Below are 14,654 nucleotides of genomic sequence, written 5' to 3'. Positions count from 1 at the left end.
CAAATCTTTAATTATTTTTTGAATATCCGCTCTCAATTCATAATAAATTATTTTTCTTCTATACTTTGGTGTAAATACGATATGATACTTGCATACCCATTTTGTGTGTGCTAAACTGTTTGCCATAAAAGCATCGTCCTTTCTTATGTAAAATATTTAGGCTTGAACACCCTTATTTTACAACAAGGACGATGCTTTTTGCTTAAGCTTTAATCTCACCCGCAGAGCGGGCGGTTGTTAAAGGCTGCTTTGCAGCCTTCAGCACTAAAGTAATAATACAAAAAAGCACGAAACTTCTTTCCAGAAATTTCGTGCTTTTCTTTTTCAGATCTATCAGAATTTTTCCCAGTAATGTTTTACACTGCCTTCATCCAGTGCATCCATATAGGAATCAGCAATTTCAAAAATTTCTTCTTCATCGCGGATTTTCAGGGATACCTGACCACCATCCACGATGATGTCTTTATCTTTGCCTTTGTGGTCTTCCACCCACTGCAAAAATTCTTTTTCCCAGCGTTCTGCTGTCTGTTCTGCCCCTTCATAGCACAGCAATTCATCTTTTACGTTTTCGATCACTTCTGTGATAGGTAATTTCATATTGATTACTCCTTTCCCTCGGGATACGTCAGCCCAAAGTGGTCATATCCCCGTTTCGTCACAACTCTGCCCCTTGGTGTCCGCTGGATATAGCCCAGCTGAAGCAAATAAGGTTCATATACATCTTCAATGGTTTCGGATTCCTCGTTGATAGAAGCTGCCAAAGTATCCAGTCCCACCGGTTTCCCGCCGAATTTATCGATCATTGCCATGAGCATTTTCCGGTCGATATAATCCAGCCCCATTTTATCCACTTCCAATAAATCCAGTGCAAACCGCGCCACTTCTCCGGTAATTTTGCCATCGTATTTCACCTGGGCAAAGTCCCGGACACGTTTCAAAAGGCGGTTAGCAATTCTAGGTGTTCCTCTGGAACGGCGGGCAATTTCTTCTGCACCGTCTTCATCCAGTTCCACTTTCAGCACATCTGCTGAGCGAAGCAGAATCACTTTCAGCTGCGCCACGCCATAAGGCTCCAGCCGATGCACCACACCAAAACGATCCCTGAGTGGCGCTGTCAAAAGACCAATACGGGTAGTTGCTCCAATCAGGGTAAATTTCGGCAGATCCAGCCGCACAGACCGTGCACCGGGACCTTTGCCGATCATGATATCAATGACATAGTCCTCCATGGCAGGATAGAGGACTTCTTCAATCATACGGTTCAGTCGATGGATTTCGTCAATAAAGAGGATGTCCCCTTCTCCAAGGCTGTTCAGCACCGCTGCCATATCCCCCGGACGCTCGATGGCAGGACCGGAAGTGGTCTTGATCTGCACGCCCATTTCATTGGCAATGATATTGGACAATGTAGTCTTCCCAAGTCCCGGCGGACCATAAAGCAGCACATGGTCTAAGGCTTCCCCGCGCTGTTTTGCCGCTTCGATGAACACCCGCAGGTTTTCTTTTACATTCTCCTGCCCGATATAGTTTTCCAAACGCTCCGGCCGCAGTTTCGGTTCCGTATCCCGATCTTCATCTCGCATGCCGGCAGTCAATATCCGTCTGTCTTCCAATGTTTCCACCTGTTTCTACTCAAAATGTGACCATTTTCTTGAGGGCAGCCTTTAAGATGTCCTCTGTGGTCATGCCTTCCGCTGCCACGCCGTTGACAGCCTTTGCCGCTTCGCTGCGGCTGTATCCCAGCGCTGCCAATGCGTCCATGGCTTCAAATTTCGCGCCGTTGCTGCCAGTGGGCATCAATTCTTCTGCTTCTATTTCCATGGCAATGGCATCTGCCGTCTGGAATTTATCTTTCAGTTCCAAAATCACCCGCTGGGCAGTCTTTCTGCCGACGCCGGGGGCTTTGGATAATGTTTTCACGTCATCAGAAAGAATGGCAAGAATGATCTCCTGGGGTTTCAGCTGGGACAAAAAGCCCAGTGCCCCCTTAGGTCCCACGCCAGTGACGCTAATGAGCCGATGGAACAGTTCCAATTCTTCTGCCGTAGAAAAACCATAAAGAGAAATGCCGTCTTCCTTTACATTCATGTGGGTATGGATTTTCACCGTTTCCCCCACTTCCGGCAGCACCGAAAGAGTTGCCGCGGAAACAAAAATTTCGTAGCCCAGTCCACTGGTTTCCACGACCACCACGCCGTTTCCCCGGTGCACCAAGGTACCTTTGATATATGAAATCATAGTTTGTCCTCCTGTTTACCCTTTCCATTATAAAGGAGGGCGAAAAAAAGGGCAAGCCCCATCAGAAAATACGTTCGCATTTCTTCTGTGCTGCCCAAATGTTTTTTTATGCTTCTTCGTGTGGAGAACGGAGGGACAAAAGCAGGACTGTGCCTAAGATCAACGCAAAGCCCAGCAAGTCAATCCACTGGAATTTGGAACCCAGGAACAGGAAAGAAACCACAATGGCTGTCACCGGTTCCACAGTCCCAAGCAGGCTGCCCATGAAAGCGCCTACGATGCTGACCCCTTTCAGATACAAGGAGAAAGCAATGGCTGTGCCAATAACGATAACACCAAAGAGGGCAAGGAGCGTTTCTCCATCCAGCGGAATCATCAAGTTCCATGGACGAACAATGGCACAGAGCACCAAGCCGCCAAAAAACATCCCAAACCCTACAACGACATAAACGCCGTAGCCCCGCAGCAGATCCGCTGCCAGCAAATTATAAGATGCTGCCCCTATCGCGGAAGCCAAACCGAAAAACAGCGCCTGTTTTGTCAGCATCATATTATGGATATTCCCATGGGTACTTAAGAGGAATACCCCTAAAACAGCCGAAATTACGGCAGTCAGCTCAAATCCTTTAGGCAATTTCAGATTACGGATGCAGACAAAAGCCAGAATGACCGTAGGCGCCAACGCCTGAAGCACCGTTGCCGTACCTGCGTTAGAATACTGCACAGCAGCAAAATATGTATATTGACAAAACAGCATACCGAAAACAGAAAAACCTAATAATTTTTTAGCATCTGCTTTTTTATGAAATACTTCATTGAGTTTTTTCCCCTGATGGATATAGCCGATAATCAGCAGCAAAATCCCTGCCGTCAGCAGACGAATAGACACCAGCCAGTTTGCTGTAGCGCCTTTTTCCTGAAACAAAAACTGACCAAAACAGCCGGAGATCCCCCAGCACATGCCCCCTGCCAGCGTCAGGAAAATGCCCCGTCTTTTTTCACGATTCCCTTCCATAACTTTTCGTTCCTTTCTTTTGGGTTAGTATATCTATTATACGCCGGAGCACATCACACCTCAAGGATTTTTTCCAATTCCTGCAACAGAAAAAGGGACAGAGCCGCATCCCTGCTGCAATGTCCCTTTTGTATCTTTGTTTTATGTTGTTTCAGTAAATGCTACAGATTACAGTACTGTGAAACCTTTTGCTTTGATTGCTTCGATCATCTGTTCGCTGTGTTCTTTGTTTCTTGTTTCAGCAACGATGTCTACGATACATGTGCTTACTGCGATATCCTGTACCATACGGTCGTGGTTTACGCTGAAGATGTTAGCGCCTGTTTCAGCGATAGCTGTCAGCAGCTGTGTCAGCTGACCGGGTTTATCCATAACCATTACGGACAGTTTTGTGATTCTGCCGTTAGCCTGCAGAGCTTTGTCGATGATGCGGTCCAGAACGTTTACGTCAACGTTACCACCGGAGATGATGCAAACAGCTTTTTTGCCTTTGATGTCAACTTTGTTGTACATAGCAGCTGCTACGGAAACAGCACCAGCGCCTTCTGCTACCATTTTGTGTTTTTCGATCAGTTTCAGGATAGCGGAAGCGATTTCGTCTTCTGTTACTGTTACAACGCCATCAACATATTTCTGGCACATAGCGAATGTCAGGTCGCCGGGCTGTTTAACAGCGATACCGTCAGCCATTGTGCTTACGGAAGCCAGAGCTTCTGCTTTACCAACATTCAGAGCGTTCTGCATGGAAGGAGCGCCTGCAGCCTGTACACCATATACTTTGCAGTTAGGGTTGATCTGTTTTACAGCGAAAGCAACGCCGCTGATCAGACCGCCACCACCGATGGGGCACAGAACAACTTCTGCATCTTTCACCTGTTCCATGATTTCCAGACCAACTGTACCCTGACCAGCCATTACGTATTCATCGTTGAAGGGGTGCAGGAATGTGTAGCCTTTTTCCTGCTGCAGCTGTGTAGCTTTTGCAGCAGCATCGTCATATACGCCGGGAACCAGCACTACTTCTGCGCCATAGCTTCTTGTAGCTTCTACTTTAGCCATGGGTGCGGATTCGGGCATGCAAATTACAGCAGGGATACCTTTTTTCTGAGCAGCCAGAGCTACGCCCTGAGCGTGGTTACCTGCGGAGCAAGCAATTACACCTTTCTGAGCTTCTGCGTCTGTCAGGCTAGCTGTTTTGAAGTAAGCGCCTCTCAGTTTGAAAGAACCTGTTACCTGCATGTTTTCACATTTGATATAAACATCAGCATCGGGGTTGATGTAAGTGGACTGGAATACGGGTGTTTTTCTAGCTACGCCGTCCAGTACTTTTTTTGCATCCTGCAGCATTTCCATTGTCAACATAAAATATCACTCCTGTTAATTTAAAAGTTTTTAATTCACGGACAATTGTATTTAATTGTCCCTCTCTCATGTACGAGTTAATTATAGTCCTCCTTTTTTCCAACGTCAATACAAATTTGTGATTTTTCTGCCGATTTTCTCGATTTTTTCAGCTTTTTTTGGCTTTTCCCCAATAGAAAACCATCTATCCACCAAGGGTGTACGCCGTGTATACAATCCGCAAAATTTCCCATGTTTACAGGCTCCTGACATTTTTTCCTGATGGCAAAATACAAGTTTCCACGGGAAACGACCGCATTTTTGTACAAATGTACATACAACCCTTGCCGATAAAATAACAACCTTCTCTTTTATTGCATTTCTGCCAAAACACGGCATCTCAGTCCTGTCATCTGGGCATCATCCAGCCACATGGTATAAACCGTAAAAGTTTCTGCTGTAATATCCGCAAGATTTTTCAGGTTCTCAATGACATAAACACCATGTCTTTCGCAAAAGCGGTCTGCCTGCTGATGTTCTTCATGCTCCCAAATACCGGGGCAATCCACACCAATGAAATGAATCTTCTTTTCCACCAGTTTTTCAATCAAAGAAAGAGAAAGTTTGGGATGATTGGGGAAATATTCTTTCTCTCCATAAGCATATTCCTCGCTTCTTCCGGTGCGGAATAGAACAAAATCGCCCTCCTGCACCTTTGTCAAATCAATATCCTCCTCTGTCACTTCTGCAATTCCAACGACCTGAAACAAAACCCCGCGGGAACGGAAATACTCCAGAGGAATTTTTGTTTTTTCATAGGTATCCAGATGGGTGCCTACATGACCCATAGCAATATGGGGATTTTCCTTTGTTTTTGCCCATGCAATCATGGGATGATCTGCTGTCAGCATGGTTGTTAAATCCAAAATCATGTTGATTCCTTCTTTCTTCCTAAAAAACAAGAGCACGAAACTGCTATTTCTAAAAGTTTCGCGCTCTTTTCTTCACTTTGTATCAACAGTTATGCGGTTGCGCCTTTATCCTGTTTTTTCTGACGGGAACGGTGCAGGGGCTTTCTGTTTTCGTTATAGATATACTGGGGCTGTGCTTTGCCTTCCACCACATCTTTTGTGATGATACATTTTTCCACAGTTGTTTCTGTGGGGATTTCGTACATCACAGGGTTGATGAATTCTTCCAGAATGGCTCTCAGACCTCTGGCGCCGGTTTCCCGTTCCATAGCCTTATGAGCGATGGCTCTCAGAGCATCTTCTTCAAATTCCAGAATGACATCATCCAGCTCAAACAGATACTGATACTGTTTGGTAAGTGCGTTTTTGGGTTCTGTCAGGATATGAACGAAAGCGTCTTCATCCAGATTATCCAGTGTTACCACAACGGGCAGACGACCGATGAATTCAGGAATCAGACCATATTTCAGCAGATCCTGAGGCATGAGGCTCTGAAGCAGTTCATCGTTTGTTTTATCCAGTTTGCTGTGCACATCCGCGCCAAAACCGATGACCTTGTGACCCATACGGTTCTGGATGATCTTTTCGATGCCGCCAAAAGCGCCGCCGCAGATAAACAGAATGTTTGTAGTGTCAATCTGGATAAATTCCTGATGAGGGTGCTTTCTGCCGCCCTGAGGAGGCACGCTTGCTGTTGTGCCTTCCAGAATTTTCAGCAGTGCCTGCTGTACGCCTTCGCCGCTGACATCACGGGTGATGGATACGTTTTCGGATTTCTTGGTGATCTTATCGATTTCGTCGATATAAATGATACCGCGTTCCGCTTTTTCAATATCATAATCTGCTGCCTGAATCAGTTTCAGCAGGATATTTTCTACGTCTTCCCCTACATAGCCGGCTTCTGTCAAAGAAGTAGCATCCGCGATAGCGAAAGGCACCTGCAATACTCTTGCCAGTGTCTGTGCCAGCAGAGTTTTACCAGTACCGGTGGGACCTACCAGCAGGATATTGCTTTTCTGCAGTTCCACATCGTCTGTCTTGGCGTTGCGGAAAATTCTTTTATAGTGGTTGTAAACTGCCACAGACAGTGCCTGTTTTGCTCTGTCCTGACCGATAACATACTGGTCAAGGATTTCCTTGATCTGCTTGGGCTTGGGCAGTTCTTTCACTTCGTCCTCTTTTGCGAGGGTTTCGTATTCTTCATCAATAATATCTGCGCAAAGGTCGATACATTCGTCACAGATATACACATTGGGACCGGCAATCAGTTTTTTCACCTGATCCTGTGTTTTGCCGCAAAAGGAACACCGTAATTTGTTGGTTTCATCGTTTTTACCGGTCATTCCATTCTCACTCCTTTGTTTGAGGCTTTGTGATGACAGCGTCGATGAGGCCATATTCTTTTGCTTCTTCTGCTGTCATAAAGTTATCCCGTTCTGTGTCACGGGCGATTTCATCAAAGGATTTGCCTGTATTTGCTGCCAGAATTTCATTCAGTTTCTTTTTGGTGCGCAGGATATTTTCCGCATGAATCTGAATGTCTGTTGCCTGACCTCTTGCGCCGCCGCTGGGCTGGTGAATCATCACTTCCGCATTAGGCAGAGCGTAGCGTTTGCCTTTTGCGCCGCCTGCCAGCAGGAACGCGCCCATGCTTGCTGCCATACCGATGCAGATAGTGGATACATCGGGACGGATATACTGCATGGTGTCATAAATTGCCATACCTGCGGTTACAGAGCCGCCGGGGCTGTTGATATACAGGTTGATATCCTTATCGGGATCTTCCGCAGCCAGGTAAAGCAGCTGTGCAACAACCAGGCTGGCTGTTACATCGTTGACTTCCTCGCCCAGGAAAATGATTCTGTCTTTTAACAGTCTAGAATAAATGTCATAAGAACGTTCGCCGTGGTTGGTCTGATCCACGACCATAGGTACTAAACTCATTCGCAATCCCTCCTGTTTCGTTCTTTTTGATATGAAACAGGCACAGTATCCTGTGCCTGTTTCCATTCACGCAATTTGATTTGCGAATCTTACTTTTCGGGTTCTGTTACGATTGCTGTATCTTCGATCAGCTTCATAGCAGCTCTTACCAGCATATCCTGTTTCAGAGCTTCTTTGTCTTCGTCTTTCATCATTTCCAGCATTACTTTGCCGTCGATGCCGTAGCTTTCGCCGTATTTTACAACTTCTGCATCCAGATCTTCCTGAGAGATTGTCAGGTTTTCTTCTTTCGCGATCTGTTCCAGCATCAGTCTAGCATCTACGCTCTTCATGCTTGTGTCTTTGAATGTTTCTCTCATAGCTTCTTCAGATGTGCCCATGTACTGATAGTAGATATCCATGGTCAGACCCTGCTGTACGATGTTCTGTTCGAATTCTCTCATCATGCTGTTGATTTTGTTATCGTACATAACCTGAGGTACTTCCATTGTGCAGTTCGCTACTGCTGCATCCAGCAGTTTGTCGCCCTGCAGCTGTTTTGCTCTTTCTACTTTGTCTTTTGCCAGTTTGCCCGCGATGCTTGCTCTGTATTCATCCATTGTGGAGAATTCGGAAACATCTTCTGCAAATGCGTCATTCAGTTCAGGCAGTTCTTTTGCTGTGATGCCTTTCAGTTCGATGGCGAATACTGCTGCTTTGCCAGCCAGTTCAGGTGCATGGTAAGCTTCGGGGAAAGTTACGTTGATGTCGAATTTTTCGCCTACGCTGTGACCAACGATCTGATCTTCGAAACCTTCGATGAAGGAATGAGAACCCAGTTCCAGGTCATGTTCGTCAGCTTTGCCGCCTTCGAAAGGAACGCCGTCAACGCTGCCTTCGTAGCTGATTTTTGCAACATCGCCCATCTGAGCGGGTCTGTCTGTTACTTCGATCAGTCTAGCGTTCTGTTTCTGAACTTTTTCCAGTTCTTTTGTGATTTCTTCGTCTGTTACTTCTGTAGGAACTTTTTCTACAGTCAGACCTTTGTACTGACCCAGAGTTACTTCGGGTTTTACAGTTACATCAATGATGAATTTGATGCCTTTTGCTTTGTCGATGTATTCAACATCCAGAGTAGGAGCGGAAACAACATCCAGATCCAGTTCTTTGATTGCTGCCATGTATTCATCGGGGAAGATGTGGTTGATTGCATCTTCGTAGAAGAAGTTTTCGCCGTACTGCGCTTCGATGAGCTTTCTGGGCACTTTGCCTTTTCTGAAACCGGGCAGAGAGATCTGGTTTTTGTTTTTGTTGTAAGCGAAAGCCAGACCTGTTTCCAGTGTTTCAGGGCTTACTTCGAAAGAAAATTTTACTTCTGTTTTTTCTTTGCTGATCAATGTTGCATTATTCATGGTTAGAAGTTCCTCCTTAAAAAATATCTGTATCTGACAACTTCATTTTTTCTGTTTTGTTTGCTGTCATTTTTCCGGCAGTCCTTGAAAACTGCACAATCAAAGCATATTATAACACAGCAAAATCCGAAAATCTACTGCTATTTATAAAAAATCCCTTTGTTTTCGGGAAAAAAACGTCAAATGATTTCCCTTTCGGCATAAATCAGCTCCGCCTCTGTATTTTTTTCCATAAAATCCAGCACATGCTGCACCATACTGTCCGCGTGGCGGCTTTCGTTGGTGACACAGGCAAAGCCGATGGTCAGCAGTTTATGGTTATCCTGATTGTCCACTTCCGCAATGGAAATATTGAATTTGTGCCGTGTCTTTTCCATAAGGCTTTTAAGCACCATCCGCTTTTCCTTCAGGCTGGTGACCCAGTCCGCCCGAAAAGTCACTTCACAGGTACCAATAATCATTTCCATCATCCTCTCTGACGCTGATTTTTTATACATGGTATACCATGACCCATGTGTCCGCCTGTTCTCTGACGATTTCAAATCCCAATCGTTCATACAGTCTATGGGCAGGATTTTCTTTCTGAACGGAAAGAGAAATCCCAGGCAGGTTTCTTTGTTTGATTGATTCCAAAAACTTCTCTAAAAGAACTGTGCCGATGCCCTTTCCTCGAAAGGACGGCAAAAGGGAAACTGCCAGCTCCGGCATATCCTCCACACTGCCGTATCCCTGCAAATATCTGCACCATGCGGCACCAATGACCTGGGTTCCTTGTACCGCACATAGACAGAAATCTCCGTCTTTGCCAAAATCCGCAATATAGGGCTGCAATTCCGGCATCTCCACCACTTTTCTTGGTGGCGGCGTGACGCCTGGCGGCAGAAAAATGGCTTCATAGAGAAAATCCGCCAGCAGGGGATACTCTGACACATCCATGGGGCGAAACTCAATTCCTTCCAGAAAGTTCCCGCAGTTTTTCCTGCAATTTTCCATAGGCTTCCTCCACATCTGTCACAGAAAGCACCGTCTGCTCCATGGGGCACATGCCATCTTTGTTCCGATTGATGATATAAGGCACTTTTGTTCCATAGGAAACGGCAATGCCGCTGTTCTGTAGCGTTTCCAAAGCATGTTCGCTGATGATCTTGGCATAGAGGTATTTTGCGCCGCCTTTGCGCAGGAGAAATGCAGCCGCTTTCCCAATGACCTGGTCAGCCACTGCCGCTCCCTGCAAAAAGTCTGGGCACTCTGCCAAAATCTCCATCATAGGGGCGATGCCTTTTTTCTGTGATGTTTTTTTCTCACCGCAACTGGATACTGCCGCAAAGGTCACGCCTTCCGCCTCCAGTGCTTTTTTCGCCTGTTCCAGTAAATCCAAGTGTTTCTCTCCTTTTATTTCCAAATGCGTTCGTCGAAATCTTTCTGCACCTTCTGCAAATCCATGGGGATATTGATTTTCTGAGGGCAATTTACCATACATTTGCCGCAGCAAACACAGCTGGTGGGTTTTTCGCTTTCCGCCTTACCTTCCCAGCCAAAACGGACGCTTTCGTAACGCTGATACATATGATACGTATTCCACAGCTTAAAGTTCCCGGGAATATCCACCCCATGAGGACAAGGCATGCAGTAACGGCATCCGGTACATCCATTCTGTACACGCGCCCGCAGTGCTGCCGCTGTATTGGCAATGGCAACTTCTTCTCTGATATTCAGAGGGCAGAAAGGAGAGAATGTGTTGATGTTGTCCTCTACCTGTTCCATGGTGCTCATGCCGCTGAGGATGACTTTCACATTAGGCAGGCTGCCCACATACCGCAGGGCATAAGAAGCAATAGACGCTTTTTCATCCAGTGTGCGGAATTTGGCATTCAAATCTTCAGAGAAGTTTGCCAGTGCACCGCCGCGGACAGGTTCCATAATCACCAGAGGCACGCCCAGTTTTTCTGCCAGACGATAGCCCTTCATACCAGCCTGTTCTTCCGTATCCATATAGTTCAGCTGAATCTGGCAGAAATCCCATTTCCGATACTGTATGATTTCCTCAAAAACTTCGTAATCATCGTGGAAAGAGAAGCCGATATAACGAATTTTCCCTTCTTCCCGCAGCTGTTCCAGCACATCAATGACACCCTGTTCCACCAGTTTTTCCCATCTTTCCCGATTCAATGCATGAAGCAGATAAAAATCCACATAGTCTGTCCGTAGGCGGGAAAGCTGTTCCATACATACTCTTCTGGCGTCTTCTCCATCTTTCAGTATCCAAACAGGCAGTTTCGTTGCCAGATAAAAAGAGTTTCTGTCCCGTTTTTCCAGCACCTTGCCCACAAAAGGCTCACTGGCGCCGTCATGGTAGAAATACGCCGTATCCACATAAGTCACCCCATGGTCAAGGGCATAGTTCAGCATTTTTTCTGCTTCCGCTTCGTTGATGCTGCCATCTTCCAAAGTAGGAAAACGCATGCAGCCAAAGCCCAGCATGGACGGCTCTGCGCCGATATTTTCCATTTTTCTTTTTTCCATCTGAAAAAATCCCTCCTGACATAAAATCTGTCAAAATGCTTTAACAGCATACTATCATATTCCTGCTGCTTTTGCACGCAAAAACGCAGGGAATCCCCCTGCGCTCTTCATGGACTAACCAATGGTTTCCATATATTCCAGCCATTGTTTTTGCAAGACTTCTTTTTGCTGGCGGATACTTTCTGCCCTTTGGCGCAAAGATTTACAGATCGTTTCCGTCTGTTCGTAGAGCCGTTCCATTTCTGCCTGACAGTCCACAATATCCACCTGCACCAGTTCGTCTATGACAAAGCCGTCCAACAGAAAATCCGCAGCAAAGAGGTCATTTCCCCATTCTTCGTAGGAAATTCTGCTGACAACAGGTGCCTCCCGGAATTTCTTCCGAAAATATTCCAGAATCATATCCAGCCCCGCCAACGCTTTTCTGGCCTGCTCCATCCGATCCCGTTTCAGTGCACCGGTAACAGGACCTCCACCAAGCAAATCCGCCCATCCCCAGTTTCGGGAAGACCGCAGGATATCCATGATACCCTGAAGTTGTGACCGCAGAGCATACCCCAGCTGCAAAACATCTGACACTTCTATGAATTCCGTTTCCAATTTCCCCAGTTTTTCCTCTAAATCTGAAAATCCTGTTTGCACCCCTGCTGCTTCCATCTGGGCTGCTTTTTCTTTCAAAGCAGTTTCATATTTTTCTTTGCTGCCACGAAGTCTACGCACTTCTGAATCCACAGACTGCAATTCTTTTTCCACCTGCTCCAGAACCCCTTTGGCTTCTTCCAGCCGCAAAGCCGCTTCTTCCGCTTCTTTCTGCTCTTTTTCCAAGTTTTTCTGTTTCGTACCAGAGAGAGAAGACAGTATAGAGGTCATGGTCAATCCTTCCAAATCTTTCACATCCTGGACTTCTCGGCGGTGCTCCACGGACAGTTCCAGCATTTTTTCTTCCAGTTGTTTCCGCCGTGCCCGCAATTCCTCTCTCTTTTTGCATAGGGTTTCTTACATATGGCAGTTTTCACGCAATTCCCACAAATTCTGTTCCATACGAATCCCCCATTTCACAGCTGTTCCATATGTGTCTGCCATTCCTGCCGCAATTGCTCTTTTTTCTTCTGATTTTCCTCTTTTCGTTGCTGGATGCTTTCACAGACGTGCTCTATTTCCTTTTCCAGACGCCGCATATTAGAAAGGCTTTCTGTGATCTCCTGCTGCACCAGATAATCTATGAGAAACCCATCGAACAGATAATCCATCATAGACCATTCTGTGCCAAATTTATCGGCACCCACTGTATCTGCTCCGGCAATATCAGACAGTTCTGCACGGAATTTTCTAAGAAGATATTCGATTTCTGTCATGGCACATTTCGCCTGATTCATCCGGTCACGTTTCATCATGGTGGTCATCATGCCGCCGCCCATCATATCCACAACGCCCCAGTTTTCAGCAGAATCCAGCGCACGCAAGGCGTTTTCCACTTGGACATGCACATCTCTGCCTGCGTCCAGTGCTTCCTGTAATTCTTTATCCTCGGCTTCCAGCGCTCCAATTTCTTTTTGCAGCTGCAAAAAGCCGGTATCCTGCCCCATAGCTTCCAGTTCTGCGGCTCGTTCTTCCAGGGCTTTCTGATACTTGATTTCACATCCCTGCAAACGAAAAAGCTCGTCCCTGTTTTTTCGGATTTCTTCTTCCAGTTTTTGAAAGGCACTGTCGGCGGCTTCCTTTTGCAGCAAAGCCTCTTGGGCTTCCTGACGCTCTTTTTCCAGCTGTTCTTCTTTCCTGCCAGAAAGGGCAGAAAAAATCCCTGCCAGACTGATGCCTTCCAGCTTATCCACATCTTTTTGTTCTTCTTGCCAACGCTGTGTGGCAGCGTCCAATTCCTCTTTCAATTTCCGCCGCTGTTCACAGAGCGCCTCCTGTTTCCGTTCCAAAGCTGCTTTGCGATGTACCTGCTGTTGTAATTCCTGCCAATACTGTACCATACGCATCCCCCATTCTTACAACTGTGCCACCTGATTTTCCCACTGCTTCTGCAAAGTCGTCTGTTTTTGCCGAATGCTCCGCAGCTCTTCCAGAATCCCCCGTTCTTTTTCTTCCAGCACACCACTGAAATTGTGCAGACGGGCAAGAGCCATTTCGATTTCATCCTGCACAGACCAATCGATGAGGATATTATCCAGAAAAATATCCCAGCCGCGCTGTCTTCTGGCTTCCTGCAAATGATCCTGGGCTGCCAAAAGCTGTTTATCCTCCACAACTCTGGCACGTTTGACAGCTTCCTGTAAGCCTGCCATTGCCTCTTTGGCTTTCTGTACCCGTTCCTGTTTCAAATAAGAACTGAGCAGACTTCCTCTGCCTGCATCCCAACGACCATACCCTGCGGCATCCTCCAAAATACCAAGTACATTCCGTACTTCCCAGCGCACGTCTGCAATTCGGTTTCTTTTTTCCAGCAACGCCCGTTCCTGTTCTTCCAGACTGTGAATCTGTGCCTGCAAAGCCTTCATGCCACTGTCTGTGCCTGCTGCCTCCAATTCCTCTGCCCGCTGGATGATATAAGTCTCATAACGTTCCTGACTGCCGCTCAATTCGCCGATGCGTTGATCCAGCTGCCGCAGAGTATCCTCCATTTGCGCAATTTCCTGCTGTACCTTTTGATACCTTGCCTCCACCTGAGCAGCTTCTGCCTGTTCCTGTGCCAGCGTTTCTTCATATTTGCCTGTGGCTTTCGTAAAGAGGTTCCGCACGCCTCCCTGTTCCATCCGTGCCACATCTTCCAGTTCTTTCTGCCGCAGCACCGCCAGTTCCCTTTCATAGCTGCAAAGGCTTCTATATTCCACTTCCAGACTGTCCCGCTTCCGGCGCAAAGTCTGTTCTTCTTCCATTTCCGCCTGCAATGCTTGCAGCCGTTCATCCATACCAGACACCCCCTCGTATAGTATCTTTAGATACCATTATTCTTATATAAAATTTAATAGTTACTTTGTTCAATAGGCTTCATTAAACCCATGATATAATTGTCCCAGTGTCAATCAGGCAAAAGTTCTAGTCACCCCTGTTGAACTCCCAGAGAGTTACTTCACCAAAAGTCTGTTCCCCTGACATGGAAGTTAGCTTCAAACCGCTGGCTGTTTGCTTAAGTGATTGGACAACCATCTTGCAGTGTGGTTTCGCATCTGTCCATCTTAAGCTGGATTCTTATATGCGAGGGTGTTGATGCTCCATGGTCATGGG

Annotated in this window: 18 protein-coding genes; all 18 read right to left on the bottom strand. The window is 46.4% G+C overall.

Features of this window, described 5'->3' with window-relative positions; translation table 11 throughout:
* Nucleotides 1–126 (bottom strand): transposase (locus BUB35_RS15560; RefSeq protein ID WP_200777621.1); only part of this gene is annotated, 126 nt, incomplete at its 3' end.
* Nucleotides 127–333: 207 nt separating this feature from the next.
* Entirely contained in the window at nucleotides 334–597 is a 264-nt protein-coding gene (locus tag BUB35_RS15555; protein WP_072853235.1) for a hypothetical protein, read from the bottom strand.
* Nucleotides 598–602: 5 nt separating this feature from the next.
* A complete protein-coding gene (ruvB, locus tag BUB35_RS15550; RefSeq protein ID WP_072853239.1) occupies nucleotides 603–1,583 on the bottom strand; it encodes a Holliday junction branch migration DNA helicase RuvB in 981 nt (326 codons plus the stop codon).
* A gap of 49 nt (nucleotides 1,584–1,632) precedes the next feature.
* Nucleotides 1,633–2,238, bottom strand: coding sequence for a Holliday junction branch migration protein RuvA (gene ruvA, locus BUB35_RS15545; protein WP_072853233.1), 606 nt, complete (start codon nucleotides 2,236–2,238; stop codon nucleotides 1,633–1,635).
* 106 nt (nucleotides 2,239–2,344) lie between these two features.
* Nucleotides 2,345–3,253, bottom strand: a complete 909-nt coding sequence (locus BUB35_RS15540; RefSeq protein WP_072853231.1) for a DMT family transporter — start codon at nucleotides 3,251–3,253, stop codon at nucleotides 2,345–2,347.
* Between the two features lie 168 nt (nucleotides 3,254–3,421).
* Nucleotides 3,422–4,615 (bottom strand): threonine ammonia-lyase, encoded by a 1,194-nt coding sequence (gene ilvA, locus BUB35_RS15535; protein ID WP_072853230.1) that lies wholly within the window; start codon nucleotides 4,613–4,615, stop codon nucleotides 3,422–3,424.
* Between the two features lie 77 nt (nucleotides 4,616–4,692).
* On the bottom strand, nucleotides 4,693–4,848 hold the full coding sequence (locus BUB35_RS19120) for a hypothetical protein (RefSeq protein WP_159432902.1): 156 nt from the start codon (nucleotides 4,846–4,848) through the stop codon (nucleotides 4,693–4,695).
* 117 nt (nucleotides 4,849–4,965) lie between these two features.
* A complete protein-coding gene (locus BUB35_RS15530) occupies nucleotides 4,966–5,526 on the bottom strand; it encodes a cyclase family protein (protein WP_072853228.1) in 561 nt (186 codons plus the stop codon).
* 89 nt (nucleotides 5,527–5,615) lie between these two features.
* Nucleotides 5,616–6,908 (bottom strand): ATP-dependent Clp protease ATP-binding subunit ClpX, encoded by a 1,293-nt coding sequence (gene clpX / locus BUB35_RS15525; RefSeq protein WP_072853226.1) that lies wholly within the window; start codon nucleotides 6,906–6,908, stop codon nucleotides 5,616–5,618.
* Nucleotides 6,909–6,915: 7 nt separating this feature from the next.
* Complete coding sequence (gene clpP, locus BUB35_RS15520; protein ID WP_022255440.1) at nucleotides 6,916–7,509, bottom strand: ATP-dependent Clp endopeptidase proteolytic subunit ClpP; 594 nt, start codon at nucleotides 7,507–7,509, stop codon at nucleotides 6,916–6,918.
* A gap of 89 nt (nucleotides 7,510–7,598) precedes the next feature.
* On the bottom strand, nucleotides 7,599–8,900 hold the full coding sequence (gene tig / locus BUB35_RS15515; protein ID WP_072853224.1) for a trigger factor: 1,302 nt from the start codon (nucleotides 8,898–8,900) through the stop codon (nucleotides 7,599–7,601).
* A gap of 179 nt (nucleotides 8,901–9,079) precedes the next feature.
* Nucleotides 9,080–9,361 (bottom strand): DUF503 domain-containing protein, encoded by a 282-nt coding sequence (locus tag BUB35_RS15510; protein WP_072853221.1) that lies wholly within the window; start codon nucleotides 9,359–9,361, stop codon nucleotides 9,080–9,082.
* 28 nt (nucleotides 9,362–9,389) lie between these two features.
* Entirely contained in the window at nucleotides 9,390–9,893 is a 504-nt protein-coding gene (locus BUB35_RS15505) for a GNAT family N-acetyltransferase (RefSeq protein WP_242949274.1), read from the bottom strand.
* A complete protein-coding gene (locus BUB35_RS15500) occupies nucleotides 9,847–10,278 on the bottom strand; it encodes a DUF1893 domain-containing protein (RefSeq protein WP_072853219.1) in 432 nt (143 codons plus the stop codon). Before BUB35_RS15500 ends, BUB35_RS15505 begins: the two co-directional genes overlap by 47 nt.
* Before the next feature lie 14 nt (nucleotides 10,279–10,292).
* Nucleotides 10,293–11,423 (bottom strand): aldo/keto reductase, encoded by a 1,131-nt coding sequence (locus BUB35_RS15495; RefSeq protein WP_072853217.1) that lies wholly within the window; start codon nucleotides 11,421–11,423, stop codon nucleotides 10,293–10,295.
* Between the two features lie 114 nt (nucleotides 11,424–11,537).
* Nucleotides 11,538–12,392, bottom strand: a complete 855-nt coding sequence (locus BUB35_RS15490) for a hypothetical protein (RefSeq protein ID WP_072853215.1) — start codon at nucleotides 12,390–12,392, stop codon at nucleotides 11,538–11,540.
* An 86-nt stretch (nucleotides 12,393–12,478) separates the two neighbouring features.
* Nucleotides 12,479–13,402 (bottom strand): hypothetical protein, encoded by a 924-nt coding sequence (locus BUB35_RS15485; RefSeq protein WP_072853213.1) that lies wholly within the window; start codon nucleotides 13,400–13,402, stop codon nucleotides 12,479–12,481.
* Between the two features lie 15 nt (nucleotides 13,403–13,417).
* Nucleotides 13,418–14,338, bottom strand: a complete 921-nt coding sequence (locus BUB35_RS15480) for a coiled-coil domain-containing protein (RefSeq protein ID WP_072853211.1) — start codon at nucleotides 14,336–14,338, stop codon at nucleotides 13,418–13,420.
* Nucleotides 14,339–14,654: the final 316 nt, after the last annotated feature.

This window comes from Anaerotignum lactatifermentans DSM 14214 (assembly GCF_900142265.1).
Lineage (GTDB): Bacteria > Bacillota > Clostridia > Lachnospirales > Anaerotignaceae > Anaerotignum > Anaerotignum lactatifermentans.
The sequence above is the reverse complement of the archived record's forward strand: the minus strand, read 5'-3'. Positions and strand labels throughout refer to the sequence as shown.

Coding starts and splice junctions, on each gene's coding strand:
- BUB35_RS15510 (WP_072853221.1), bottom strand. CDS start 9,361: ATGATTATTGGTACCTGTGAAGTGACTTTTCGGGCGGACTGGGTCACC.
- BUB35_RS19120 (WP_159432902.1), bottom strand. CDS start 4,848: ATGGGAAATTTTGCGGATTGTATACACGGCGTACACCCTTGGTGGATA.
- clpX (WP_072853226.1), bottom strand. CDS start 6,908: ATGACCGGTAAAAACGATGAAACCAACAAATTACGGTGTTCCTTTTGC.
- BUB35_RS15555 (WP_072853235.1), bottom strand. CDS start 597: ATGAAATTACCTATCACAGAAGTGATCGAAAACGTAAAAGATGAATTG.
- BUB35_RS15540 (WP_072853231.1), bottom strand. CDS start 3,253: ATGGAAGGGAATCGTGAAAAAAGACGGGGCATTTTCCTGACGCTGGCA.
- BUB35_RS15530 (WP_072853228.1), bottom strand. CDS start 5,526: ATGATTTTGGATTTAACAACCATGCTGACAGCAGATCATCCCATGATT.
- tig (WP_072853224.1), bottom strand. CDS start 8,900: ATGAATAATGCAACATTGATCAGCAAAGAAAAAACAGAAGTAAAATTT.
- BUB35_RS15480 (WP_072853211.1), bottom strand. CDS start 14,338: ATGGATGAACGGCTGCAAGCATTGCAGGCGGAAATGGAAGAAGAACAG.
- clpP (WP_022255440.1), bottom strand. CDS start 7,509: ATGAGTTTAGTACCTATGGTCGTGGATCAGACCAACCACGGCGAACGT.
- BUB35_RS15505 (WP_242949274.1), bottom strand. CDS start 9,893: ATGGAAAATTGCAGGAAAAACTGCGGGAACTTTCTGGAAGGAATTGAG.
- BUB35_RS15495 (WP_072853217.1), bottom strand. CDS start 11,423: ATGGAAAAAAGAAAAATGGAAAATATCGGCGCAGAGCCGTCCATGCTG.
- BUB35_RS15485 (WP_072853213.1), bottom strand. CDS start 13,402: ATGGTACAGTATTGGCAGGAATTACAACAGCAGGTACATCGCAAAGCA.
- ruvA (WP_072853233.1), bottom strand. CDS start 2,238: ATGATTTCATATATCAAAGGTACCTTGGTGCACCGGGGAAACGGCGTG.
- ruvB (WP_072853239.1), bottom strand. CDS start 1,583: ATGCGAGATGAAGATCGGGATACGGAACCGAAACTGCGGCCGGAGCGT.
- ilvA (WP_072853230.1), bottom strand. CDS start 4,615: ATGTTGACAATGGAAATGCTGCAGGATGCAAAAAAAGTACTGGACGGC.